This window comes from Pelotalea chapellei (assembly GCF_018531195.1).
GTDB lineage: Bacteria > Desulfobacterota > Desulfuromonadia > Geobacterales > Pseudopelobacteraceae > Pelotalea > Pelotalea chapellei.
In genome coordinates, this window is sequence record NZ_JAHDYS010000011.1 from 26,035 (window position 1) to 52,213 (window position 26,179).

Consider the following 26,179-nt stretch of genomic DNA (forward strand, 5'->3'; position numbering starts at 1 on the left):
TATTCGAGGTAAATCATTGACGAAAGTTCTTTTCGCCACCCCCCCTACGAGCATGAAGGAACGCTATGGGGACATGGCAGAAGCCGGAAGCTCGCTTCCCTCTCTGGGCATTCTCTTCCTGGCGGCAATCACACGCCATAAAGGCCATCCAACCACGTTAATAGATGCCTCGGCTCTTAATCTGAACTGCGAGCAACTGCTGAATCGGGTAGAAGCAGAGCGACCGGATGTACTGGGGCTTTCCGCAACAACTTTTTCCATCACACAGGCCGCGACTTTCGCCTCGATGATCAAGGAACGGGTTCCCGGCATTCGGGTCTTTATCGGGGGACCACACGTTTCGGCAGCACCGCTTGAGACCATGGAGCGATTCAAGGATTTTGATGTAGCGGTGATCGGAGAAGGAGAAGAAACCATCCTTGAACTGCTGCAGGCAGTCAATGCCGGTGCATCTTTTCAGGGTATACCGGGAATAGTCCTGCGCTGCGGAGAAGAAATTGTTTCAACGTCTCGACGCCCCTTTCTGCATGATCTAGATCAACTACCCTATCCAGCCTGGGATCTTCTCGAAGGTTTCCCTGAACGCTATCCTCCGGCACCCTTCAAGGTCCGCAACCTTCCGGCCGCATCCCTGGTTACTTCCCGTGGCTGCCCCAATCACTGCATCTTCTGCGACCGTTCCGTCTTCGGAGCCAGTTGCCACGCCTTTTCCGCGGAGTATGTGGTTGGAATGATCAGGCATCTTGTGGAAAGGTACGGAATACGCGAGTTCAGCTTCGAAGACGATACGTTCATCACCTTCAAAAAACGGCTGGTCGCCATCTGCCAGGGCATAATCAACCTCGGCGTCAAGATCTCCTGGACCTGCCTCGGTAGAGTGAACAGCGTGGACGAGGAAACCCTGGCCTTGATGAAACGTGCCGGGTGCTGGCAGATCAGCTTCGGCATCGAAAGCGGTAATCAGCACATTCTGACGACTATCCACAAACAGGCAACACTGGAACAGATCAGAAAGGCCATAGCCCTCTGCAGTAAAACGGGAATGCTGAGCAAGGGGTTCTTCATTGTCGGTCATCCTGGTGAAACGAAAGAAACCCTGGATCAGACAATAAAATTTGCGTTGGAACTTCCTCTTGACGACATCAGCGTAACCATGCTGACTCCATTTCCTGGAACAGAAATTTTCAAACGAGCAGATGAGTTCGGGGTATATGAAGGGGATTGGGGGCAAATGAATCTACTGAACGCCCTGTTTGTTCCATATGGCTTGACCAGAGAAAATTTGGAACAGACCCAGCGCGAATTACACCGGCGATTCTATCTCCGTCCCAGGATTATTCTGGGGTACCTCCGCCGGATGTTGCTTAATCCGTCCATGACCAAAGGGATGTTGCTGGGTGCCCGGGCCTTTTTTCGCAGCATCCGGAACCCGCAATGAAAACCGTGTCAGAGAGATCCCCTGCCCTGGACAGAGTGGAAAACCATCCTCGAGCTTCCGTAATCATCGTCAACTGGAATGGCAAAGACTACCTTCCAGCGTGCCTGGACAGTTTGGGAAAACAGGATTATGACGACTTTGAGACCATAGTTGTCGACAATGGATCCCATGATGGGTCCGCTGATCTTGTTCGCAACTCTTACCCTTGGGTACGTTTGGTACAACTGAATGAAAATACCGGGTTTGCAACTGGAAACAACACCGGACTGGCCGCTGCGAATGCGGAAGCGTACATCGTTACACTCAACAACGACACTCGTGTTGAAGCCTCCTGGTTGTCCGAACTGATATCAGCCGTTGAGCAGGACCCGGGCGTAGGGATGGTGGCGAGCCGCATCTGCACCTGGGATGATCCGGATAGAATCGACTCCCTTGGGGTTGCCATCTGCCTTGACGGCATGTCTCGCGGCAGCCGGAGAATGGCCCGTTTTTCCGATCTCTCCCTTGCCAAGACCGAGGAGATCCTTCTCCCCAGCGCCTGCGCCGCACTGTACCGCTTGAAGATGATCGACGAGATCGGCTTTTTTGATGATGATTTTTTTGCCTATTGCGAAGACACCGACCTCGGCCTGCGGGGGCGGCTCGCCGGATGGCGCGCACTGCTTGCCCGGGACGCCGTGGTGTACCACCGCTACTCGCGCAGCGGCGGAGCATTCTCGCCACTCAAATTGTATCTGGTGGAACGAAATCATTTCTGGGCCGCCGTGAAAAACTTTCCTCTCTCCATGCTGCCGGCTCTGCCGCTATGGACGGCGATTCGCTTTTTCGTGCAAGCACATCTTGTGCTGGAAGCCAGGGGAGCCGGCGCCCAATTCCGCCAATCATCGCCTTCCGGCCTTATTGCGGCACTGCTGCGCGGCATGCTGGATGCGGCAAAAGGGCTGCCGACGGTGCTGCGCAAACGAAACACGGCATCGGCTGCCCGGCGTCTGTCGGCAGGAGAGGCGCGAGCATTGCTGCAGCGATACAAAATCACTTTCAGGGAGCTTCTGGATGCCGGTTGATACTGGTCTGAACAAGGATGGAATGATCTATCAGCGGGAGCAATATGCCAAAGGCGGCCTCGGGGTACGCTACTGGGATTACCGCGACCGCATCGCATTCCAGAGTATAATCGGCAACGACATCCTGGACGCCGGCTGCGGAGAAGGGCTCACCCTCGAGAAGCTGGTCAAACTTAATCCTGCAGCGCGGGTGATCGGTGTCGACACCGAACCGGAGAACCTGGAGATATGCCGTCGGCACGGGCTGCCGGTGCAAGAGGGATCGCTTTATGATCTTCCCTTTGCCGATGCATCGTTTGATACGGTTCTTTTCTCGGAAGTGATCGAGCATCTTGATGATCCGGAGCGAGCCCTGGCAGAAATTTTCCGGGTATTGCGCCCAGGCGGTCGGGTAATCATCATCTTCCCGAACGACCGCACCTTCATGCTTGCACGCCTGGCGCTGGGAATGGTCCGCGAGGCGTTTTACGATCCTGGGCATGTTCGTCAATGGACACCACGCCAGATCCGCAGCGTATTGAGTGCCGTTGGATTCAAGACAGTAGCAGCACGTAATATTCCCTTTCTATGTTGGCCCGCCTGCCTGCATCATATATGTGTGGCAGAAAAACTAGGCAAACAGAGGAAATAAGGCGATGTTATTTCATTTTTATAAACATATTGTTTCTCGGTTTACTAGAACGAACCCATCTAATATTGCTTTATTGGTTACTGAACATTGTAATGCACGTTGCGTTATGTGTAACATATGGAAAGACGGTTTTTCTGCTGGAGTAGAGTTGTCAATTGACAATTATGATGAACTTTTAAGCAATCGACTTTTTAAAGATGTAGTGAATGTGATGATAAGTGGCGGCGAAGCTTTGTTAAGGAAAGACATTGAACAAATAATATCCTGCATTTTAACAAGATTACCTCGTTTAAAACGCATTACTATAGCTACTAATGGTTTAAACACCGATCTGATAAATAAAAAGATGCTAAAAATAGCATCTATAGTAAATGATTTTAATGGAAATATTCTTCTTATTTCCCAAATTTCTTTTGATGCATTGACTGAAGTGCATGATCAAATAAGAGCTCCAGGGGCTAGTATAAAAGTTAAAAACACAATTGATAAGCTGGTAGATTTAAGAAATAAATATTCATTTTATAAAATTAGTGCTGGTTGTGTAATTCAGCCAATGAATGTTGATGAAGCTGAGGGAGTTTTTGATTATTTAAAACTGAAAAACATAGAATCAATATTTACTGTAATTTGTTTTGATGATCATTATTATGGAAATAGTGAAATCGAAGAACTGTATTTCAAGGATGATAAAAAAAATAAATTGAAAGAAGTTTTGAAGAAAATTGAACATAAAGAAAAAAACATTGGTAAAAAGTTTTTGTATTCACAATTCCGATCAATGCTCGATGGCGGGACAAACAACCGTGGATGTCCAGCGTTGAGCGATACAATTACTATTAATTCTACTGGTGATGTTATCCCGTGTCTCAATTCTGGTGGTCAAAAATATGGCAATATCTTGTCTGAAAATGTTCGTGACATCTGGTTTTCAGCTGATACTAGAATAACAAGCAGAGCGATCATCAATGAAAGATGTGCCGAATGCATGTTTGCTTGTGGAGTAGGTTATTTTAATGCATTGAAATTTGCGATACGAACCATTGGCGGGAGGTTTTTTTGACTAACAGCATTTTTACCCTCCTTTTCTGGGTAGTTTCGTATTCTCTTGCAATGGCTTTTTCAATTGCTCTATTAGGAGATCGCTCCCTTATATCAGGCAATCTTTTATCGTTTCAAGCTATTACAAGGATCATTTTCCATTGGAAGTTTGCACTTTCAATGTGTATGGCTTTATTCGCTCGGGTTGCTTTTATAATGGTGAATAATTCATTATTATCTATTCCACGCCTTGCAACAAATTCGACAACAGTAACAGCTTTCATTCTTGTGATCGCGTATGTAGCTGTTGTAATAGTAAATAATATTTTTCTCAATGAGTCACTTAGCGTATCACAGTGTTTTGGCGCATCTATGATAATTGTGGGCCTTTTAGTGATGCTGAGTTAGGTTTTATGCACATGTCAATTATTCAAAAAATATCAGTCGCATTATTTATTCAAGTGATGAAGTTGCGCAAAAAAATATTATGTACCCATCCTTGTGTGTCTATTGGAGCTTTTACCTATGGCATTCCAAAAGTATATTTCCATGATTCCAATAAGTTGATCATTGGTAAGTACGGCTCTATTTCAAGCAAAGTTGTTATTTTTCTTGGGGGTGAACATCGAACTGACTTCGTATCGACATTCCCTTTTAATCAGTTTTTTTCGACACACCGTTATCTGGAAGGACATCCTGCTACCAGAGGAGACGTAACAATTGGCAATGATGTTTGGATTGGGTTTGGGTCTTTAATAGTATCTGGTGTCACAATCGGAGATGGGGCTGTGATAGGAGCAAATTCAGTTGTGACTAAACCGGTTCCGCCGTATGCCGTTGTAGCTGGAAACCCGGCAAAAATTATTCGTTATCGTTTTTCTAATGAAATTATCGAACGATTATTGGTCATAAAATGGTGGAATTGGAATAGTGAAGATATAAATGAAGGAGTTCCCTTTCTCTTCAATACCGATATATCGGCTTTTTTTAGGTACGCTGAAAACCTGCAACAATCTAAGCAAAATTAACTTGTATGCTTGAATTCCAAAGAATAATAACATCCTTTTTATTGCCACCAGGGCTCATCATATTATTACTGCTGTTATCCTCCTTTTTTTTTCGAAATGACTGTAGAAGACTGTCGAGGATTAATGTTTTTATTGCACTTCTTCTGTGGCTGTTTTCTACACCAGTTTTTTCTGACAGCTTAATCGGGCTGCTTGAATCTCAAAACTCCGCGAATGTCTATGATGACCATTTTGATTCAATAATCTTGCTCGGTGGTGGCATTTATGAAGGGGTGCCTGATCTTAATGGAACAAGTGCCCCAACGGAAGATATGCTTACCAGAATTGTATCTGCAGTACGTTTGTATAGACGATGGAAGGTTCCTATTATTGTCTCTGGTGGTGCTCCTCCAGAGTTTACAGTACCAGAAGCAGTTGTGGTGAGACGGTTTTTACTCGATATGGGTGTTCCGGAAAAGCATATCATCCTGGAAATACAATCTCGTGACACCATGGAAAATGCTCAAAATGTAGCTGTTATTTGCAGAATGAGGGGATATGTTAGGCCCGTAGTGGTGACCTCTGCCTACCACGCCAAGAGAGCGTCCATGGCATTTAATAAGGCTTCCATGAAAACAACATTAGCTGCCTGCAACTTCCGGGGGGCGACCGGAAGGCATTATGGATGGGTCACATTTCTTCCTTCAGCAGAGCCTATTGAAACCAGTTGGCGTACGATAAGAGAGAGTATCGGTTTAGTTTATTACAATCTTGTCTTGTAGCTGAGGTGCATTACTTCATGGCTCTTTCCAATATGGTACTTATTCCTGCCTACAATGAAGCATCAAGGATTGCGCAGGTTGTTTTGTCTATCAAAAAAATTTGTCCATATTTGGATGTCGTGGTGATTAGTGACGGATCCAGCGATGATACGGCTAAGATTGCCAGAAATATAGGTGCTGTTGTGTTGTCCCACCCGTTCAACATGGGATACGGTGTGGCCATCCAGACCGGTTACAAATATGCTCTTGCCAATAATTATGACTACCTTGTTCAGCTTGACGCCGACGGCCAGCACGACCCTTCCTGTATTCCGGCCCTGTTGGCGCCGGTGCAATCAGGAGAGGCTGACATCGCCATTGGATCTCGTTTTCTCGGAAACAGTTACCACCCCCCTTTCTTGCGACGACTCGGCATGTCGCTCTTTCGCCTGATCGTCTCCCGGGTCACCGGGCGGCAGGTTACCGATACGACTTCGGGATTTCAGGCCTTCAACCGTGATGTCATCGCTTTTTTTGCAACTGATATTTTCCCGGTAGATTACCCGGATGCCGACATGCTGATCATGCTCCACCGCGCCGGTTTCAGGATGACCGAAGTACCCGTACGCATGTTTGAAAACAGCGACGGCACGTCCATGCACAGTGGACTCAAACCACTGTATTACATGTTCAAAATGCTTCTTTCGATCGGCGTGACACTGATGAGGAACAAGGGAAAAAGGTTGTGAGTCACAGCGACTGTCCACATGAGACAGGTGAGAACTGAGGTTGATATGCCGGTTAGCCAGAAAATATTTGCATTACTGATCTGCTGCTTTGTGTTTGTGGTTACGGTTAATCTTGTGCGCAAACGAAAACTTCGCGAGGAATATTCCGTACTCTGGCTGCTTACGAGCCTGCTGATGTTTGTTCTTGTTCTACGCTATGAATGGCTGGTTGCCCTGACTGGTTTTATCGGTGCCGGTTTGCCGACAACAACTCTCTTCATCTGCTCCATTATTTTCCTGATTCTGATTGCAGTTCAATTTTCCATAAAAATTTCAAAGCTCACAGAACAAGTAAAAGACCTGGCACAGGAAAATGCACTCTTGCGAAGTGATGTCGAACATCTGATGAGACAGGCTCCGGAAGAGCAGAACTACGGATCAAGGAAGTCGGGGAGCTAGAAGTATTGCCTACTTGTCCAGGCGCCATATCCATTGACACGCCCATCATTTTCCAGTAACCTTTCATCGCTTAAAGGCCCTAGGGGTGTTCTACGGAACTGAGATGATTCTTTGGAGTCAGACCCTTCGAACCTGAACCGGTTAATCCCGGCGTAGGAAAGCGGCTCCCTCTCGTGATTCATTATCCAGCCGCCTGATTGTCCGTCATCAGTGCGGCCTTTTTTATTTTCCAGCACCACCGATAGCTGAATTTTCCCGGGTCAATGGAATCTATCTCATGAGCAACAATGGCAGACACTTTCGATTGGTGGTCAACAAAACAACCGAACCCTTTTCCATTGCGGGGGTCTATTTAATCACCGACCAGAACGAGGATCTTGTTGAACGGGTGCGGCTGGCCCTGCGAGGTGGGGTAACGGCACTCCAATACCGCGCGAAAGACAAAAAACATGAAGAATGCCTCACTGAGGCACGCGTCCTGCAGCAACTCTGCCGCGAGTTCGGCACGACATTCATCGTCAACGACAGTGTGAGCCTTGCGCGGGAACTGGATGCGGACGGGGTTCATCTTGGGCAGGATGACGGCAGCGTCAGCTACGCCAGGGAACAACTGGGTGATGCAAAAATAATCGGCAAATCGACCCACGACCTGAATGAAGCGCTGCAGGCGGAAAAGGAAGGGGCAGACTATATCGGCTTCGGCGCCATGTACCCCACCGAGAGCAAATTGGTCACGCATATTCCCGGCACCCAAGGACTCGCCCAGATTCGCAGCGAGGTCAATATCCCGGTCGTCGGCATCGGTGGCATCACGGTCGGCAATGCCTGCAGAGTTATTGATGCGGGGGCTGACGCAGTTGCGGTAATTTCTTCCGTTCTTTCACATCCACGGCCAGATATGGCTGCAAGCACGCTGCGACTGCTCTTCAACCGCCAGCGGCCTTTTCCGCGCGGTTCCGTACTGACCGTGGCCGGAAGCGACTCCGGAGGAGGCGCGGGAATCCAGGCGGATCTCAAAACGATCACCTTGCTCGGAAGCTATGGAGCAAGCGTACTGACCGCCCTGACAGCCCAGAATACCCGGGGCGTAGCCTCAATTCATGGATTACCTCCTTCATTCGTCACGGACCAGTTGGGTACGGTGCTCTCCGACATTCCGATTGATATCATTAAAACTGGCATGCTGCATACTCCGGCCATCATATCCGCTGTGGCTGAGTACCTTTTGGAACTTGATGAGCTGATTCCATTGGTGATTGACCCTGTTATGGTCGCCAAGGGAGGAGCAGCACTCATGGATCGCGATGCGATCAGTGTCTTTTGCACACAACTGTTACCCCAAGCCTATCTGCTGACTCCCAACATTCCGGAAGCGGAAAAACTGACAGGCCTGCAGATCCATGACGAGTCTGATATGGAACAAGCTGCCCGAAAACTGCAAAGTATGGGTGCTGCCAATGTACTGCTCAAGGGAGGTCATCTTACCGGTCCTCTTTCAACGGATCTGTTATTCGATGGTTGCGAATGTCACCTCTTCCCCACGGAGCGCATTTTCACCAGTAACACCCATGGTACCGGCTGTTCATATGCATCTGCCATTGCCACTTTTCTGGCCCAGGGGAAACCGTTGGTAACTGCAATTGAACAAGCCAAGGGGTTCATCACAACAGCTATTCGCCTGTCACGTTCCCTTGGCAAGGGTCACAGCCCAATCAACCATTACCTGGGTGCTGTCAGCCTGTTCAAGAACGGTAAGGAATAACTTCTTGAAGCTGTCATCAGACCTGCCCGTCAATGCTTTTTTCGCTCCTCTTGTCGCCCTTACAGCTTTTATCCTTTGCCTTAGAAAAATCGGAGACTTCGATTACTGGACCCATCTGGCGCTGGGACGGGCTTACTGGAGCAGCGCAGGCGGGAATATCAGCGAGCCATTCGTCCTCTTGCGCATGGGAGTACCGCTGGAAAACAATGAGCGGGTGTTCCAAATGCTGCTGTACCCGATCCGTGCCATCGGCTCAGACGCCGCTATCTGCCTTGCAATAGCCTTTATCGCTGCGTGTATTTTTTTTATTTATGCACGGCTATTACCAAATACGGCAGATACAGGCACCCGCGCGATAACCTTCGCGTATCTGATTGCTACTCTCGTAGCCGTCCAATTCCGGTTTGCGCCGAGGCCGGAGGTTCCAGCTTATCTGCTGTTCGCTCTTATACTGGCCTTAACCCAGTCTTTCAAGCTGCACCCGAGCCGTTGCAAACTAGTTGTTATGGTCCTTATCGTCGCCGCCTGGGTGCCACTGCATGTCACATGGACCATAGGCGCCGTACTAGCTATCACCATGATGCTGACAAAACCGCGCCTTGATTTCTGGAAGGCACAGACCACCACGACAGGCGGCGTACTCTTCCTGTGTATTGTTGCTGCGGCTGTTATCATGGCGGGGTTCCACACCATCTCCTTTGGCCAGTTCGTCCTGGGACACCTGGCTCAGGGAGGAATTCTTGCCGGCATCACCGAGATGCGTCCTACGTGGGAATTCCCGGAAGTATTCCATGAATTCTGCCTGGTTTCTCTTTTTGCCTTGATGCTGACCTGGGGGACAAAAGAAAGACGGGGCGGACGCCTGTTCTTTTGGGCTATTGCACTGGCAATAGGACTGTTTGTAGTTCGTAATACCGCCATTGCGCTTCTGGGCATGGTCCCCATTGCGATGGAAGGACTGGAATCCCGAAAGAATCTTGTGTTGCAAAAGTACCGGACCGCGGTGGTTTGCACCTCACTGTTGACCTTTGTCGTACTGGCATGGGGCTCGCTTCGTAAGAGCGATCCACCCTGGGGCGTAGGCGTCCAGTGGCTGCTTTTCCCCCGTGAGGCGGCAGCCTTTGTCAAAGAACGAAAACTGCCCGCCAGGGTATTCAATAACTGGGATTGCGGCGGTTATCTAAACTGGGCCTGGGGTGGCGACCCCAAAACATTTCTGGATGGCAGACTCGGCACCAGCAGTTCCATTGTTGCCCACGACGCCGTTATAGATGGAATCAACCCTGCCGCAACCATTAATCAGCTGGATATCAAGACCATTCTGATCCAACCGCTTTACCACAACAGCGGCAGAATTGTTCCAGGGCTATTCTGGTTATTGGGACAGCCCGAGTGGCAATTGGTACATGCAAGCGATGCTTTTGTCTTTGTCAAAGGCCGGCTTCCCGCCGGCGTGACTTCATTGCCGGCACATGCGGTATGGCGCAGTTTATCTCATCACATTGCCATGATGCCGCCGGATTGGGCTGACGATCAGGAACACCTCTTGTACAGCTTTGCCCTGTCCCACTATTTCAGCGGGGATACAGTTACAGCACAACAGTTACTTGCAGATGCACGTTTGAGAACCCCCCGACTCTTTCCCGAGTATCGGAATTACTTTTTGTTTCCCACTGAACCTACGCGTTAAAGGAGTTTTTATGACAGAACTGGAATTTGCCCGCAGGGGCGTCATCACTGAAAAAATGAAGGCAGCAGCGATATCGGAGGGTGTAGAACCTGAATTTATCCGGGATGGCCTGGCTGCAGGAAACATCGTCATCTGCCATAACATCAAACATGCCAACGGCACTCCCCTGCCTGTGGGCACCGGTTTGCGCACCAAGATAAACGCCAATATCGGCTCATCCTCTGATGACACCGACATGCAGAAAGAACTTGAAAAAGCTCGCGTTGCCGTGAAACACGGTGCGGATGCCATCATGGATCTTTCAACCGGTGGCCCGGTGGATGAAATCCGCAGAGCCGTGATTGCCGAAACTTCCGCCTGCGTCGGCAGTGTCCCCCTTTATCAGGCAGCCCTTGATGCTGTAAGGGTAAGGAAGAAAGCTATCGTGGACATGACTGTTGACGATATTTTTGCCGGAATCATCAAGCACGCCGAGGATGGAGTTGACTTCATCACGGTTCATTGTGGCGTGACCCGCAGCACGGTTGAGAGGATGAAAAACGAAGGACGCCTGATGGATGTGGTTTCCCGTGGGGGGGCTTTCACCATTGAGTGGATGAAGTACAACAACCAGGAGAATCCTCTTTTCGAACATTTTGACAAGCTGCTCGACATAACCAAAGCTTACGACATGACACTCTCCCTGGGTGACGGCTTCCGTCCCGGATGTCTGGCCGACGCCACCGACAGAGCTCAGATTCACGAGCTGATAATTCTTGGCGAACTGACCCAGCGCGCCCAGGAAGCTGGTGTCCAGGTAATGATCGAGGGACCGGGCCACGTACCGCTTAACCAGATTCAGGCGAATATCCTGCTGCAGAAACGCCTCTGCCACGGAGCCCCCTTCTATGTGCTGGGGCCGCTGGTGACCGACATCGCCCCTGGCTATGACCATATAACCTGCGCCATTGGCGGAGCCATCGCTGCAGCCGCCGGGGCAGATTTCCTCTGTTATGTGACTCCCAGTGAGCACTTGCGCCTGCCTGATGTGCAGGATGTTCGCGACGGAGTGATTGCTTCGCGCATAGCTGCCCATGCCGCTGACATTGCAAAGGGAGTCAAAGGGGCCATGGCCAAGGATATTGCCATGGCAAAATGCAGGAAAAAACTTGATTGGGAAGGGCAATACGCACTGGCGCTGGACCCGGAACGGGCACGTTCAGTGCGGGACAGCTCACCTGTTTCAGACCATGGGGCCTGTACCATGTGCGGAGAGTTCTGCGCCTACAAAGTCATGGATGAAGCGATGAAGCGATAAACGAGTAAAAGGATGACCAGGGATCTGTAAAAGCTTTTTCCAGTCCCTAGTCCCATCCCCCTAATTCTCACACAAAAAAACGGGTAGAAGCTTGAAGCTTCTACCCGTTTTTTTGTTCTCTCCGTCCTGCCGACAGCTTAAAGGACCTCCGGCGAGTTCCTTATCAGGGTGGGCGACCATGTACCGTTTCAGGCAAATCCCGCGCAATGGGGCAGCACACCGCGGTATCGAAGGCCTCCCGTTCTTTATTTATTCCGCCCGGGCACTGCAACCAGCGAACAGGGCAGAGAGAGCATTTGTTGAAATTATTATTACATCGTCAATTGATGTTTACAAGCCTTTTAATCGAAGCTTTTTTGCCTAAAATCCCAAAAAACCGTTCAATCTGCGCACATCAGCCATGAGCTGATCGAAACCGGGAAAGGTGAGCGATTGCGGGCCGTCAGAAAGAGCTTTCTCCGGTTCGGGATGAACCTCCACCAGGACCCCGTGTGCCCCGGCCATCAGTGCAGCAAGGGTCATGGGAGGAACAAGGCTGCGCTTGCCTGTTGCATGGGATGGATCCACCATGATCGGCAGATGGGACATCTCCTTGATCAGAGGCACAACAGCAAGGTCGAGCGTGTTGCGGGTAGCTGTTTCATAAGTACGGATGCCGCGCTCACACAAGATAACCTGTTCGTTGCCTTCAGCAAGAATGTATTCGGCGGCTGCGAGAAATTCCTCGATGGTAGCGCTCATGCCGCGTTTGAGCAGCACCGGTTTGCGGATCCTGCCAAGCTCCCGCAGAAGGTCAAAGTTCTGCATGTTGCGCGCGCCAACCTGCATCAGATCGGTATATTCGGCAACCAGTCCGACATTGTCCGGGCTCATCACCTCGGTCACAATCGGCAGTCCACTCTCTTTCCCCGCCAGAGCCAGGAGCTTCAACCCTTCTTCCCGCATTCCCTGAAAGGTATGCGGACCGGTACGCGGCTTGAAAGCTCCGCCGCGCAGCATGTCGGCTCCCGCTTTTTTCACGAAAAGAGCAGTCTTGACAATCTGCTCCTCCCCTTCAACCGCGCAGGGACCGGCTACCATAACCGGACGGCAGCCATGACCCACACGGACACCAGCTACATCCACAATGGTGTTTTCCGGATGAAAATCTCTGGAAACCAGTTTGTACGGTTTTGAAACATGAATGACGCGCTGCACGCCAGGTAGTTCCAGGATCTTGCTGTCATCAACATAACCATGATTGCCGAGCACACCAATAGCGGTGCGTTCACTGCCCGGAATGGGAGCCGCTGTATAGCCCATTTCAGTTACTACTCTTGCAACAGCATCGACATCGCTTTGTGTGGCAGTATGATTCATGACAATCAGCATATGTTTCCCCTATTCTACTCGTAACGTTCACACAGTTTGCTCAGCTTATCCATCTGGTGAATGACAACCCGATTACCCTGAACGTCAATGATTCCCTCATTCATCAACTTGCGAAGCGTACGCGAAATGGTTTCACTGGCCGTGCCCAGTCGCGCAGCCAGTTCACCTTTTTTGATTCCCAGATCTATATAGGTTATTCCCGCGTAGCTGGTCGATTTCTCGTTTGCCCTTCTGACCAGAAAAGAAGCGAGGCGTGAAGTTACGTCAGCAAAGGAAAGTTCTTCAATCTGACGCGCAAATTTCCGCAACTGAAGGGAAAGTGAAACAACCAGATTCAGAGCAAAATTTGGATTTCTGGTCATCAACTCCAGGAACCCTTCCTTGGGCAGATAAATAACTTCCCCTGATTCAGTTGCACGGGCCTCGGCGGGATATTTGCCATCGCCAAAAAAAGCTGCTTCTGCGAAGGTCTCGCGAGGCTGAACAAAGTGCAATACTTTTTCACGACCATCATGAGACATACGGCAGAGTTTGATATTGCCGGAAACAAGCAGGTAAAAACCTGTTGCTTCTTCCCCTTCACTGAACAGGGTTTCACCTTTTTTGAAAGGCCTCCGCACCGTAATAACAGCAAGCTGGGCAAGGTCGGCCTCGGCAAGACCGGAAAAAAGCATGGATTTTTTTAGCAGTTCGATCAGTTCCATGATTGTCCGTTCGGAGTTTGTGCGTGTCGCAAAATGAGCAGCGACACGCGCAAACTTCCTTTTATTTTTTTAGGAATGTACGAATTCTTTCGGCCACCTGTGGTGCGGTAAAACCGAACTGAACGGCCAGAATTTCAGCCGGAGCGGAAGCGCCGAAATGTTCGATACCGATGAACAGTCCGTCACAGCCGAGCAGTCTTCCCCAGGATTCGCTCCGTCCGGCCTCAAAGGCGATACGGGGAACGCCTGGCTGAAGAACAGAGTCGCGATAGGATTGAGGTTGTGCCATGAACTGTTCCATGCAGGGCACAGAGACAATCCTCAAGTTGACACCTGAAGAGGCGAGCAGGGCGGCAGCCTCGACAGCAACATGCACTTCCGAACCGCTGGCCATGATTACCGCATCGGCCTTTCCTTCCGGAGAAGAAACAACATAGCCACCTTTAAGGGCATCGGATTTGTCAAAATTGCTCGGGCGCGCAATAACCGGCAGTTTCTGGCGCGTAAGAATCAGGGCAGTCGGTCCCTGTTTGGATTCGAGAGCCGCAACCCAGGCCATTGCCGTCTCAAGCCCGTCGGCCGGACGGATGACCTGCAGTCCCGGAATCATGCGCAATGAAGCCACATGTTCGATCGGCTGGTGAGTCGGACCATCTTCCCCGACAAAGAAGGAGTCATGTGTGAAAATGTAGAGAGCCTGCTGGTTCATGAGCGCGGAGAGGCGAACTGAAGGACGACAGTAATCGGAGAACACCAGGAACGTCGCCCCATAGGGTATGAAGCAGCCATAGAGAGACATGCCGTTGATTACTGCTCCCATGGCATGCTCGCGGATTCCGAAGTGCAGATTTCTGCCGCCGAAAGAATCAGCCTGCACCGAGGCTGCTCCTTTAATGTCGCTGTTATTGGAGGGAGCGAGGTCGGCTGAACCGCCGGCCAGTGCCGGAATCAATGCAGCGACTTTCTGGAGGATCGCCCCTGAAAGGGAACGTGTCGCCCCATCCTTGCCGGCAACTGTTGCGATGAGTTCTTCAGCCAGGTTGGCAGGAAGCGGCTTGTTCCACATCTGATCCCACAGGAGCGCCTTCTCGGGATTCAAGGCGCGCCAGGCTTCAAACCCTTTCTGCCAGGCTGCATACCCGATTTTAAGGTTTGCCACACGCTGTGCACACAGGTCACGGACACTTTTTGGAATTTCAAAAGCTTCATGTTCCCAACCGAGGTTAGCCCGTGTAGCAACAAGCTCATCCTTGCCCAGAGGAGAACCGTGGGCCCCTGATGAACCCTGTTTGGCCGGGCTGCCGTAGGCTATGTGGGTGGTGGCAATAATGATTGAAGGTCGACCGGTCTCAGTCTTGGCAGCTGCAATTGCGTCTATTATCTGCTCGCAATCATGACCGTCGACTTTCTGTACATGCCAGCCACAGGCGGTGAAACGGCCAATGATGTCCTCAGACCATGCAAGGTCAGTTTTGCCCTCAATGGTTATCCCGTTGTCATCGTAAATGTACACCAGGTTGCCCAACTTGAGATGCCCGGCAAGGGCGGCAGCCTCATAGCTGATGCCTTCCTGCAGATCGCCATCCCCTACCAGGGCATAGACGGTGTTGCTGATCGGGCTGAATTCAGGAGTATTGAAGCGCTCGGCTGCCATGCGTGTGGCAATGGCCATACCGACACCGTTGGCAAAACCCTGCCCCAGCGGGCCGGTGGTAACTTCTACCCCTCCAGTGTGACCGAATTCGGGATGTCCCGGAGTCTTGCTGCCCCACTGGCGAAAGTTTTTCAGCTCTTCCAGCGGCAGATCGAAACCGAAGAGGTGCAGCAACGAGTACAGCAGCATTGATCCATGCCCGGCCGAGAGTATGAAACGATCACGGTTAGCCCAGCGGGGATCTTCGGGGTTGAAGTTAAGAAAATTGCCCCACAAGGCAAAAGCACAGTCGGCAGCTCCCATGGGGAGACCGGGGTGACCGGAATTGGCTTGTTCAACTGCATCGGCGGCAAGGAGACGGATGGCATCGGCGCACACACGCGCCTGTGGTGCGGGAATCATGATCTGCTGCATTGCTGTTCCTTTCAAACTGTTATTCTAGAAGTGATTGAATCCGGGAGTAGGAGGGATATACGAGCTGCCATCCGGACAGAGAACTGTCACGCCGGGCAGACTTGATACTATACCAACAGGCGTGGCATCAATGCCAGAATTTTTCATGAGGGAGGTAATTTTTTCATTGTTGTTCGGGGATGCCGTGAAGGCGAGTTCGTAATCTTCTCCACCACTCAACGCAAGATGGTAGGGGAATTGCGAGAATCCTTCGGAAATGGCACGGAAAGCAGATGAAATAGGAAGTGCAGCAAGGTTGAGTTGGCCGCCGACCCCCGACTGCTCCGCGATGTGTCCGAAATCGGCTAAAAGTCCATCGCTGATGTCGATCATGGATGTAACCAGACCTGATTCAGCCAAAAACTGCCCGACTTCAGTACGGGGCGTGGGATCGAGAAGGCGGGTGATAAACTGCCCGAACCCATCCTTTAATTTTCCTTCCTCAAGCAGTCTCAGCCCCAGCGCCGCATCTCCCAAAGTACCGGTAACCCAGATTTCATCTCCCGGTCTCGCTCCGGTACGGCGAATAATGCGCTTGGGAACCTGCTCACCCATGATTGTCACGGAAATGACGAGACCATTTCCTGATCTACAGGTATCGCCGCCAATCAGGCTGACATTATGCTCAGCAGCCATGTCAAGGAAGCCCCTGGTAAAATCATCCATGAAGCCGAGTGCAGCATCCTTCGGAATGCCGAGCGAGAGCAGACACCATCGGGGAATGCCCCCCATGGCCGCGATGTCGGAGATACTGACGGCAAGGGACTTGCGACCAAGTCGATAGGGATCATGCCATGAACAGCGGAAGTGGACGTTCTCCAGCAGCATGTCAGTCGATGTAAGCAGCTGCATGCCGGGGGTCAGGGCCGTAACGGCCGCATCGTCACCAATTCCGGTGACTACGCCGGCACCGGGACGGGTTGCTGCAGAAATACGCGAGATAAATCCGAATTCGCCAAGGGAGGAAAGGTTTGGGTTGGAGGCCATGCAGAGTTTGTCCTTTAATCAGACCTATGAAACCACAGCCACTGCTTTACTAATTCCAATTCCATATCAAAGCCCTCTCTTCGTTGGCTCGTCTTCGGCAGCTCAACGTACGAAAATGTACGCCTCGCTGCCTCAATCCTCGCCGCCTTGAGATCATCTTTGATCTGGAATTGAATAAATCAACACGCACATAAAGAAGGGGACATGATGTCATGTCCCCTCATCTTCACAGTCCTGAAGACCGGCGCCTATACCGCCTCAGGCATTACCGTGCACCGATGTTCGGGAGCGCTTTCCGGAGACACCGGCCGGGTTAGCCGACGCAGGTTTTTTTTGGGGTGCTGCTGACGGGAATTTTTCCAGAGCCAGCTTGAGAACCTCGTCAATCATCTGCACCGGTACAATTTTGACTTTTTTAAGAATTTCGGCAGGAATATCTTCGAGATCTTTCTTATTCTGAAAAGGAATGATCACGGTTTTCATGCCGGAACGAACTGCTGCCAGGATTTTCTCCTTGAGGCCGCCAATTGGCAGAACCTTGCCTCGCAAAGTTATTTCGCCGGTCATGGCAACATCCTTCCTGACTGGAATACGGGTAATAACCGAAACCAGTGCCACAGTCATTGCTGTCCCGGCTGAAGGGCCGTCTTTGGGTATCGCACCGGCCGGAACATGTACATGAATCTCATGTTCCTGAAAAAAATCCGGCTTGATATTGAGTTCAGCCACATGTGCCCTGATATAAGAATGGGCCGCCTGAATTGATTCTTTCATGACATCGCCCAACTGACCGGTCAAAGTCAGTCCAGCTTTGCCCTGCATCAAAGTCGCTTCGATATGCAGAATTTCACCACCCACCGGAGTCCAGGCCAGACCATTGACGACTCCGATTTCATTCTGTTCCAAATCATCTTCCCGTAAGAATTTTGGAGCTCCCAGGAATGTATGCAGGTTTTTTCCGCTTACTTTGACAATACGCGTTGCACCCTCGGCAACCTTGCGTGCAACCTTGCGGCAGACCGTGCCGATTTCCCTCTCCAGATTACGCAGACCGGCCTCTCGCGTGAATTTAGCAATTATTTCCCGGATGGCGTCGTCATCAAAACTGATGTGTTTATCCTTGAGCCCGTTTGCCTCCAGCTGGCGCGGCACCAGATAGCGCCGGGCGATCTCGAGTTTCTCCTCTTCGGTATAACCTGAGAGATTAATGACCTCCATTCGGTCACGAAGGGCCGAGGGTATCGGATCAATCTGGTTGGCTGTAGCAATGAACATAACATTGGAAAGGTTATAGGGCTGATTGATGTAATGATCGGAGAAGGAATGATTCTGCTCCGGATCAAGCACCTCCAGCAGTGCGGACGAAGGATCGCCCTTGTAGTCGTAACCCAGCTTGTCCAGCTCATCCAGCATGAAAACAGGGTTATTGGTGCCGGCCTGCTTCATGCCTTGGATGATTCGGCCGGGCAAAGCGCCGATATAGGTACGGCGATGTCCACGGATCTCTGCTTCGTCCCGCACTCCTCCAAGGGAAATGCGCACGAATTTGCGTCCCATGGCCCGGGCGATGGATTTACCCAATGAGGTCTTGCCTACGCCCGGCGGCCCCACGAAGCACAGGATCGGTCCTTTCATCTTTTTCTTTAACTTGCGCACCGCAAGAAACTCAAGAATGCGCTCCTTGATCTTGTCCAGGTAAAAGTGATCTTCATTGAGGATCTTCTCTGCCCGGATGATGTCGAGGCTATCGCGGGAGGACTTGCTCCAGGGGATTTCCACCAGCCAGTCAAGGTAGGTACGAATAATCCCCGCTTCGCTCGCATCGGGATGCATATTTTCAAGCCGACCAAGCTGTTTGAAGGCTTCCTTCTGAACATTCTCCGGCATGTTAGCTGCTTCAATTGCCTTGCGGATCTCGACCAGCTCTTCCTTGCCTTCGCCATCACCCAATTCCTGTTGGATAGCACGCATCTGCTCGCGCAGATAATATTCCCGCTGATTTTTGCCCATCTCTTCGCGAGCAGCGCTCTGAATTTTAGCCTGCACGCTGAGCAATTCAACCTCGCGGTTGAGGAACTCGTTTACTTTGGTCAAGCGTGTTATGGGATCAGCTGTTTCCAGCAGTTGCTGTGCATCAGAGACCTTAAGCCCAAGGTTGCTGGCGATCAGATCGGCCATGCTGCCGGCATCCTGGATATTCTCCAGGATCACCACCACTTCGGGAGAAATCTGCTTGCCAAGCTCGATTACTTTGGCCAACTGCTCCCGCACGGTGCGGATTAAGGCCTCTGTTTCAAGAGTCAAGTCAAGTTGGGTATTATCGTTCAACCTTTCAATGCGAACTGTATAAAAGGGTTTTTCCGTGACGTAGTCGGTGATGCGCGCCTTTGTCAACCCCTGGACGAGTATCTTGACTCTTCCGTCCGGCAACTTGAGCATGCGCATGATCATTGCCACAGTCCCAACGCTATAGATTTTATCCGACGGCGGATCTTCCTCGCTGATCTCATGCTGAGTCGCCAGCAGAATCATACGATCGCCAGCCAGAGCGCTATCAACCGCTTTGACCGACATTTCCCGCCCGACAAAAAGTGGGATGATCATGAATGGATACACAACCACATCACGTACCGGCAGGAGCGGCAGCACATCAGGGATCTTCAGTTCTTCCCCTTCCGGTTTCTCTGCATTCAGCTTTTCGTCATCCGGCTGATCTTCTATTTCTTGATCTTCAACTTCCTCAATCTTAGTCTTGACTGTATCACTCAATGGTAATCTCCTTTATGGGTACCTGCACATCGCCGGTTTTAGGGCATACCACCCGCAACACGCCCAAACGGTACTCGGCTGTTATGGAACGGTAATCGATGGTGCCTGGTATCTGTATTACATGATTGAATTGGCCAAATGCCCGTTCCACACAGACAAAACATCCTTCAACCTGTTCACGCGGTTTTTGCGCTTCCAGAATGAGTGAAACTCCGCTGACCCTGAGAGAGATATCCTCTGGTCTAAATCCTGGCAGATCAAACTCCAGAATCACCTCATCAGCAGATTCGTACATATCCATCAAAGGACGGTTTTCTGTATCATCCAACCGGTCCCGCATTTCCAGGACATGCAGAAGACTCCTGATCTCTTCGGCCTGACGACTGAATATCTCCAGGTGATACGGCTTGTTGCCTGAATAGTTTGGCATAGCAAGTTTCCCGTCCTGACATAGCAATGAAGGAGCACTGACTATTTAGATCATGTAACCATTCCTGTGACCAATGTCAAGGCCGTCAGCAGCAAATCGCCGACATCGCACAGAAAACGATTGACATGAAGGTGGTATTGCAGGATATTTTTAGCCTTTTATGCAGCTTAGCATCCCGCCTGGAACTCCCATGGTGTACCGGCGGAAAAAACAGTCTCCGTTGTGAGTCCAAACATGAGCATCTTCATCCTTCCACTCACACTACACTCAGCATAACAATTCACACATATCAATCGAAAGCCGGGGAAATCAGTATGGAACGTTGGACAAGTAATGATTCCGCCAAGATATACAACCTGGACAACTGGGGTGCCGACCTTTTCTCGATCAACAAAAAAGGAAACATCTGCGTCCATCCTTCTTCCAACTCCAAACATTCCATCGACCTGCGGGTGCTCGTCGACGATCTGATCAAGCGCAAGATAAAGCCACCCATCCTGCTGCGTTTCATGGATGTTCTCCAGGGGCGCATCGCGAGCATCAACCGGGTCTTCAGGAATGCGATTCAGGAGAATGAATATCCAGCCAAATACCAGACCTTCTACCCCATCAAGGTCAATCAGCAGCGCCAGGTCGTGGAGGCTATCGCCAACTTCGGCAAACGTTACAACATTGGACTTGAGGTAGGATCAAAACCGGAACTGGTGGCTGCCATTTCCATATCTACCGGCAACGGGCTGCCGATTATCTGCAACGGTTACAAGGACGGCGAGTACATTGAGACTGTCTTGTATGCCACCAAAATCGGCTATGACATCACCATTGTCATTGAAAAACTCTTTGAGCTGGAAAAGATAATTGAAATTTCCAAAAAGACCGGTATTCGGCCCAAATTAGGCATCCGCGTCAAACTTTCCTCCAAGGGTACCGGCAAATGGGCCACCTCAGGCGGAGAAGACGCAAAATTCGGACTGCGCATGACAGAGATGATCGCTGCAATCCGCATATTGGAAGAAAACGGCATGCTGGAATGCGTAAAACTGCTGCATTCCCACATCGGCAGCCAGATCACCAAGATAGACAAGATCAAAACCGCCCTGATTGAGGCAGCTCGCATTTATACAGAAATGAAGAAGCTCGGTGTCGGCATCGAATACCTGGATATCGGAGGCGGCCTGGGAGTCGACTACGACGGATCCAAATCAAGTTACTTCTCCAGCGTCAATTACACTGTTGAAGAGTACGCCAACGACGTTATTTATCAGATCAAAAACATCTGCGACGAAGCCGGCGTGGAGTGCCCCAATATCATTTCCGAATCAGGGCGGGCAACTGTTGCGCACTATTCTTTGATGGTAACCAATGTCCTGAACACCAACACTCAGAATATCATGCCCGATTTTGAGGAGATTCTGGCCCAGACAGAAAAGCCGGCACCCACCGTAAAAAAACTGATGGACATTTACAAGAGCATCGACCGCTATTCTCTGCGCGAGGATTATCACGACACTCTGCAGCTGATCAATGAAGCGGTCAGCCTGTTCAATCTGGGCTATCTGACCCTAAACGACAGGGCAATCGCCGAGTGGCTTTACGCAAAAATTATCAAAAAAATCAACAGCATCGTGGAAAAGATCAAACCAATTCCTGAGGAATTGCAAAATTTTCAGCTTTCGCTGCGCCAGACATATTTTGCCAATTTTTCACTTTTCCAGTCGATCCCTGATTCATGGGCAATTGACCAGCTGTTTCCAATTATGCCGATTCAGCGTCTGAACAGCAAACCGGACGTAATGGCTTCCGTTGCCGACATTACCTGTGATTCCGATGGTGAAATCACCAGTTTTGTCGGCGAACAGGGTCGCACAAAATTTCTTCCGCTGCACAAGATCCGCAAGGATGAAGACTATTACCTGGGCTTCTTCCTGATCGGCGCCTACCAGGAGATCCTTGGCGATCTGCACAACCTGTTCGGCGACACCAATGCCGTCCACATCACCTTCAACAAAAAAACCGGGTACATGATTGATACGGTCATCAACGGGGACGCCACCTGGGAAACTCTGAAATACGTCCAATACAAGGGACCGGAGATTCTGAAGACAGTCCGTGACAACCTTGAAAAAAGCGTAGCGTCCAAAAAGATATCCATCGAAGAAAGCAGCCACTTCATTGAGCTGCTGGACAGAACATTGTTGGGTTATACCTATCTGGGAGAATAATTGTTTTTGCTGTGCCTTGGCTTCAGCAATGAAGTCAAGGCATGGCAAAAAGCAGCTCCCCCCACATCGAATCCCCAAGACAATTTCTGCTGACCCATTTCCCCAAGCTTGATCCTGTCCCAACTGCATAAAACTGCTAATCCCCAGACGGCTTAGAAATCGATCAAACCACCTGTTTTCTCCCCCTTGACATTGCCGAATCCGACATTATGTTTCTACCAGAATACATTTTGGAAAGGAGGCAATCATCATGGCAAGCTGGGATGTTTTCAGAGAATTGGATAACTTACGAAGGGAAATGGACGATGCTTTTCGCAATTCCGGACATGCTCGTCCACTACAGACTGCCTTTCTCTCACCGGTAACGATGCGGCGTTTTCCTCTGGTCAATTTCAGTGAAGATGACGATCACGTCTATGTGGAAGCACTGGTACCAGGAGTTGACGCCAAGGATATCGATCTCACCGTATTGCGCAACACCATTACCATCAGTGGAGAACGAAAACCTTTCTCAGAACAAAAGGGCCATGTGGTGCACCGCAGTGAACTCGGATGCGGGAAGTTCTCCCGAACACTGGAACTGCCGGTCGATATCGATGCCAACCGGGTTGAAGCTGAGTGCAAGGATGGCATAATGAGACTAACCCTGGCCAAACCTGAGCATGTAAAGCCCCGGAAAATTCAAATCAAACTTTCGTGAAAAGAATTCAATCGAGGGAGGTTAGCATTATGGCTGAGAACGCAGTAGCCGAAAAAAATGAGGAAAAGAATCCCCTGGCAAGGGAGGAGAGCAGATCATACGAAAGATATATCAAGCCCGCTGTAAATATCATTGAAACAGAAGAGGGGCTGACCCTGACGGCAGATGTTCCAGGAGCGACAAAAGATACTCTTGAGGTACATGTTGAAAAGGGAATTCTCACCCTGAGCGCATCGGCCTCACGAAACTTGCCCGGAAAACCGGCCTATACCGAGTTCGAACTGGCTACTTATTACCGTCAGTTCTCGATCCCGGAGGTTCTGGATCAAGAAAAGGCGCGAGCCGACCTGTCCAACGGTATCCTGACCCTGCAAATCCCCAAAAGAGAGGCTGCAAAACCACGCAAGATAGAGGTAAAAGTCAGCTGACACCTGACGCACAACAGGGGCAACCGCATGGTTGCCCCTGTTTGATGTAGTTCAACCGGCACCGCCATTCAGGCACGATCAAGAAACCTTTCAAATTCTTCAGATTGCAACGGCCCACTTATCAGAAATCCCTGAACCTCGTCGCATCCACTCCTCTGGACCATTGACAGCTGTTTCTCCGTTTCAACACCGTGAGCAATCACCCTCATTTTAAGATTATGTGACATGGCTACAACGGCGTTGACAACGGCCATATCGTGAGGTTCGGTAAGCATATTCCTGATAAAGCTGCGATCAATCTTGACCTTGTTGATCGGCATCTTGGTTATCCACTGCAAAGATGATGCTCCACTTCCAAAGTTATCGATCGACAGCGCCACCCCCAGATCCGCCAGTTCCTGCACACTACGATAGGAAAAATCAATATTATCCATGATGGTGTTCTCGGAAACTTCAAACTTGAGTTGCTGCGGATTAAGTCCTGTTTCAGCAAGAATTTTAGCGGTTTTGTCTATCAGACCGGGATGATGAAACTGGCGGTTTGAGAGATTCACGATGACACTTAGGGGATAGCCTTTATCGTTCCATTCCCTGGCGTGATCACATGCATTGCGTATGACCCATTCTCCGATCGGGACGATAGCTCCCGTATCCTCCGCAACTGCCAAAAACTGATCCGGCGTAAGCAGCCCCTGCTCCGGATGCCGCCATCGAAGAAGCGCTTCGGCACCGATTATTTCACGGGTGTCACTATTTACCAACGGCTGAAAAAGCAGCTGCAGCTCGCCTCTGCCCACTGCCTGCCGCAGGAACGTTTCCATTTGTTGCCGCTTCATAGTGCGATCATTGATCTCCGCATTGTAAAACTGATAGGTGTTACGGGCCGCCCCCTTGGCGTCATACATGGCGATATCCGCCTTTTTCATCAGCTCGTCGATACTGTTGCCGTCATCGGGATACATGCTGATACCAATACTTGTTGTACAATTGACAGGACTCCCCTCCAGCATAAAAGGCGTCTCAAACACACCCAGAATTTTCCTGAGTACATTGCCCAAATCACCCCCCTGACTGAGATCCGGCATCAACACTGTAAACTCATCTCCACCCAGACGCGCAACGGTATCGGACTCCCTGATGCACCCTCTCAGTCTCTGAGCTACCTCCTGAAGCAAGCAATCTCCCGCGTGATGGCCCAAGGTATCGTTAATCTGCTTGAAACCATTCAAATCCAGAAACAACAAGGCCAGCTTGGTCCCGTTGCGGCGTGCCTGGGGCAACTCGACCGAAAGAAAATCCATGAAAAGCTGGCGATTCGGCAAGTCGGTCAGCAGGTCATGCTGAGCCTGATGCTTGATAGTCGCTTCCATTTCACTTCGTTCCGTAATGTCCCGAGCTATTGAAGAAACTCCCGCAATATTACCGGAGGCATCCAGGATGGTTGACAGGGTCAGCGAGATCATGATCTGTTTGCTGTCCTTGCGACAACCCACTGTTTCGAAATGCTTGATCACCTCTCCATCCAACGCTTTTCGATAAAGCTGTAAAACCTCTTCGCTACGATCGGACGGCGCCAGCAGAGCGACATTTTTTCCCTGAACTTCCTCGGCCGTATAACCGTAAATAGCTTCAGCTCCGGAATTCCAGCTGGAGATGATCCCCTCATCAGTAACGGAAAAAATTGCATCGTTGGAATATTCAACTATGGCTGCCAGCTTGGCGCGTTCTGCTTCTGTATAGCGAACCAGCCGTTTCAGCATGATCTCTTCAACACTCTTATCAATCACCATGAAAAGTTCGGTGGTGTTTACCGGCTTCAAAACATAATGACGAATGCCTATTTCGATGGATTCCAGCAGATAAGAGGGCTCGTTATGGGCAGTAACGGCAATGATAATGACTTCAGGAGCGAGTTTTCTGATCTCCTTTGCCATCAAAATACCGTTCATGACCGGCATATTCATGTCTGACATGACAATATCGGGGCGATAGATTTCAAACATGACCAGTCCCTGCTGGCCATTTTCGGCAACCAGCAGTTTCAGTTCAGGGTATCTCACCGCAAATATTCTGGAAATCATTTCTCTACCGTCGCTGTCATCCTCAACATAGAGAAAGGTTATTCCAGAAAGACTGCTCTGTTCCATAAATACCTCTGCAGAGATAGAGCCCCAAAATTGCTCATCTGATGTTGCCCCTAAAATTTATCACAGATACGGGGGAGAGCAACCCACAGAGCCCGCATTGAGACATCTGCGGGTTTTTTGGTATACTACACAAAAGAGTTAGTTATTCTTTCCTTGGCAACAGGATAATCAGCGATGAGAGTCATGGTTAGATATCAGGATAACAGTTGCGGCATGGTTGAAGACTTCATACTGGAAGATCTGATCTGGGGAGACGAGATCACCGCCTTCCGCCGTGCGGGGGGGTGGGCTGTCATCGGCCGCGACCGGTTGCGAAGCCAGGGCAGGGAACGACGAAAGAAAGGTGCCCTGATCAACATTTTTGTTTAATTAACAAACGGTTGCATTTCGGCTACACCACCTGTCTGCACTATTTTTCTCATTGATCCCGCAGATATCA

The 26,179-nt window shown here is 50.2% G+C and carries 23 protein-coding genes, 1 other RNA gene and 1 riboswitch; of the genes, 16 read left to right on the top strand and 8 right to left on the bottom strand.

What is annotated here, in order from left to right:
• The first annotated feature begins 16 nt into the window (after positions 1 to 16).
• The 12 genes from KJB30_RS12280 (at position 17) to thiC (ending at position 11,875) form a co-directional block, all read left to right on the top strand.
• Entirely contained in the window at positions 17 to 1,438 is a 1,422-nt protein-coding gene (locus KJB30_RS12280; protein WP_214299699.1) for a B12-binding domain-containing radical SAM protein, read from the top strand.
• The gene (locus KJB30_RS12285; protein WP_214299701.1) at positions 1,435 to 2,502 is read left to right on the top strand and encodes a glycosyltransferase family 2 protein; all 1,068 of its coding nucleotides are present in this window, start codon (positions 1,435 to 1,437) and stop codon (positions 2,500 to 2,502) included. The genes KJB30_RS12280 and KJB30_RS12285 overlap by 4 nt, the downstream gene beginning before the upstream one ends.
• Complete coding sequence (locus KJB30_RS12290; RefSeq protein ID WP_214299703.1) at positions 2,492 to 3,133, top strand: class I SAM-dependent methyltransferase; 642 nt, start codon at positions 2,492 to 2,494, stop codon at positions 3,131 to 3,133. The genes KJB30_RS12285 and KJB30_RS12290 overlap by 11 nt, the downstream gene beginning before the upstream one ends.
• 4 nt (positions 3,134 to 3,137) lie before the next feature.
• Positions 3,138 to 4,193: a radical SAM protein gene (locus KJB30_RS12295; protein WP_214299705.1), complete on the top strand. Its 1,056-nt coding sequence runs from the start codon at positions 3,138 to 3,140 to the stop codon at positions 4,191 to 4,193.
• Positions 4,190 to 4,579 (top strand): hypothetical protein, encoded by a 390-nt coding sequence (locus KJB30_RS12300; protein WP_214299707.1) that lies wholly within the window; start codon positions 4,190 to 4,192, stop codon positions 4,577 to 4,579. The genes KJB30_RS12295 and KJB30_RS12300 overlap by 4 nt, the downstream gene beginning before the upstream one ends.
• A gap of 11 nt (positions 4,580 to 4,590) precedes the next feature.
• Positions 4,591 to 5,199, top strand: a complete 609-nt coding sequence (locus KJB30_RS18245; protein ID WP_281415630.1) for a CatB-related O-acetyltransferase — start codon at positions 4,591 to 4,593, stop codon at positions 5,197 to 5,199.
• 5 nt (positions 5,200 to 5,204) lie between these two features.
• Entirely contained in the window at positions 5,205 to 5,960 is a 756-nt protein-coding gene (locus KJB30_RS12310; protein ID WP_214299710.1) for a YdcF family protein, read from the top strand.
• A gap of 17 nt (positions 5,961 to 5,977) precedes the next feature.
• A complete protein-coding gene (locus KJB30_RS12315; RefSeq protein ID WP_246545665.1) occupies positions 5,978 to 6,688 on the top strand; it encodes a glycosyltransferase family 2 protein in 711 nt (236 codons plus the stop codon).
• 45 nt (positions 6,689 to 6,733) lie between these two features.
• A complete protein-coding gene (locus KJB30_RS12320; RefSeq protein WP_214299712.1) occupies positions 6,734 to 7,126 on the top strand; it encodes a DUF2304 domain-containing protein in 393 nt (130 codons plus the stop codon).
• A 71-nt stretch (positions 7,127 to 7,197) separates the two neighbouring features.
• Positions 7,198 to 7,302: riboswitch (TPP riboswitch) on the top strand.
• 101 nt (positions 7,303 to 7,403) lie between these two features.
• The gene (gene thiD, locus KJB30_RS12325; protein ID WP_214299714.1) at positions 7,404 to 8,888 is read left to right on the top strand and encodes a bifunctional hydroxymethylpyrimidine kinase/phosphomethylpyrimidine kinase; all 1,485 of its coding nucleotides are present in this window, start codon (positions 7,404 to 7,406) and stop codon (positions 8,886 to 8,888) included.
• Between the two features lie 4 nt (positions 8,889 to 8,892).
• On the top strand, positions 8,893 to 10,578 hold the full coding sequence (locus KJB30_RS12330) for a hypothetical protein (RefSeq protein ID WP_214299716.1): 1,686 nt from the start codon (positions 8,893 to 8,895) through the stop codon (positions 10,576 to 10,578).
• A 10-nt stretch (positions 10,579 to 10,588) separates the two neighbouring features.
• Positions 10,589 to 11,875 carry a phosphomethylpyrimidine synthase ThiC gene (thiC, locus tag KJB30_RS12335; RefSeq protein ID WP_214299718.1) on the top strand — a complete coding sequence of 429 codons (1,287 nt, stop codon included), beginning with the start codon at positions 10,589 to 10,591 and terminating at the stop codon, positions 11,873 to 11,875.
• A 114-nt stretch (positions 11,876 to 11,989) separates the two neighbouring features.
• On the opposite strand, the gene ssrS is transcribed toward thiC, so the two are convergent.
• The 7 genes from ssrS to KJB30_RS12370 form a co-directional block, all read right to left on the bottom strand.
• A non-coding RNA gene (ssrS, locus tag KJB30_RS12340) (6S RNA) lies at positions 11,990 to 12,168 on the bottom strand.
• 67 nt (positions 12,169 to 12,235) lie between these two features.
• Complete coding sequence (gene aroF / locus KJB30_RS12345; RefSeq protein ID WP_214299720.1) at positions 12,236 to 13,246, bottom strand: 3-deoxy-7-phosphoheptulonate synthase; 1,011 nt, start codon at positions 13,244 to 13,246, stop codon at positions 12,236 to 12,238.
• A 14-nt stretch (positions 13,247 to 13,260) separates the two neighbouring features.
• Positions 13,261 to 13,950: a Crp/Fnr family transcriptional regulator gene (locus KJB30_RS12350; RefSeq protein ID WP_214299722.1), complete on the bottom strand. Its 690-nt coding sequence runs from the start codon at positions 13,948 to 13,950 to the stop codon at positions 13,261 to 13,263.
• Positions 13,951 to 14,011: 61 nt separating this feature from the next.
• A complete protein-coding gene (gene tkt, locus KJB30_RS12355) occupies positions 14,012 to 16,018 on the bottom strand; it encodes a transketolase (RefSeq protein WP_214299724.1) in 2,007 nt (668 codons plus the stop codon).
• 24 nt (positions 16,019 to 16,042) lie between these two features.
• Positions 16,043 to 17,044: a thiamine-phosphate kinase gene (gene thiL / locus KJB30_RS12360; RefSeq protein WP_214299725.1), complete on the bottom strand. Its 1,002-nt coding sequence runs from the start codon at positions 17,042 to 17,044 to the stop codon at positions 16,043 to 16,045.
• A 258-nt stretch (positions 17,045 to 17,302) separates the two neighbouring features.
• The gene (gene lon, locus KJB30_RS12365; RefSeq protein ID WP_437179730.1) at positions 17,303 to 19,789 is read right to left on the bottom strand and encodes an endopeptidase La; all 2,487 of its coding nucleotides are present in this window, start codon (positions 19,787 to 19,789) and stop codon (positions 17,303 to 17,305) included.
• A 16-nt stretch (positions 19,790 to 19,805) separates the two neighbouring features.
• Complete coding sequence (locus tag KJB30_RS12370) at positions 19,806 to 20,243, bottom strand: Hsp20/alpha crystallin family protein (RefSeq protein WP_214299727.1); 438 nt, start codon at positions 20,241 to 20,243, stop codon at positions 19,806 to 19,808.
• Between the two features lie 314 nt (positions 20,244 to 20,557).
• Here KJB30_RS12370 and speA point away from each other — a divergent pair, with 314 nt between their 5' ends.
• From speA to KJB30_RS12385, 3 genes are all read left to right on the top strand, one after another.
• Positions 20,558 to 22,465, top strand: a complete 1,908-nt coding sequence (speA, locus tag KJB30_RS12375; protein ID WP_214299729.1) for an arginine decarboxylase — start codon at positions 20,558 to 20,560, stop codon at positions 22,463 to 22,465.
• Positions 22,466 to 22,715: 250 nt separating this feature from the next.
• Positions 22,716 to 23,165, top strand: a complete 450-nt coding sequence (locus KJB30_RS12380) for an Hsp20/alpha crystallin family protein (RefSeq protein WP_214299731.1) — start codon at positions 22,716 to 22,718, stop codon at positions 23,163 to 23,165.
• 29 nt (positions 23,166 to 23,194) lie between these two features.
• A complete protein-coding gene (locus KJB30_RS12385) occupies positions 23,195 to 23,593 on the top strand; it encodes an Hsp20/alpha crystallin family protein (RefSeq protein ID WP_214299733.1) in 399 nt (132 codons plus the stop codon).
• 68 nt (positions 23,594 to 23,661) lie between these two features.
• Here KJB30_RS12385 and KJB30_RS12390 read toward each other — a convergent pair whose 3' ends face one another.
• Complete coding sequence (locus tag KJB30_RS12390) at positions 23,662 to 25,740, bottom strand: putative bifunctional diguanylate cyclase/phosphodiesterase (protein ID WP_214299734.1); 2,079 nt, start codon at positions 25,738 to 25,740, stop codon at positions 23,662 to 23,664.
• Positions 25,741 to 25,914: 174 nt separating this feature from the next.
• Here KJB30_RS12390 and KJB30_RS12395 point away from each other — a divergent pair, with 174 nt between their 5' ends.
• The gene (locus tag KJB30_RS12395) at positions 25,915 to 26,109 is read left to right on the top strand and encodes a GSU3473 family protein (RefSeq protein WP_214299736.1); all 195 of its coding nucleotides are present in this window, start codon (positions 25,915 to 25,917) and stop codon (positions 26,107 to 26,109) included.
• Positions 26,110 to 26,179: the final 70 nt, after the last annotated feature.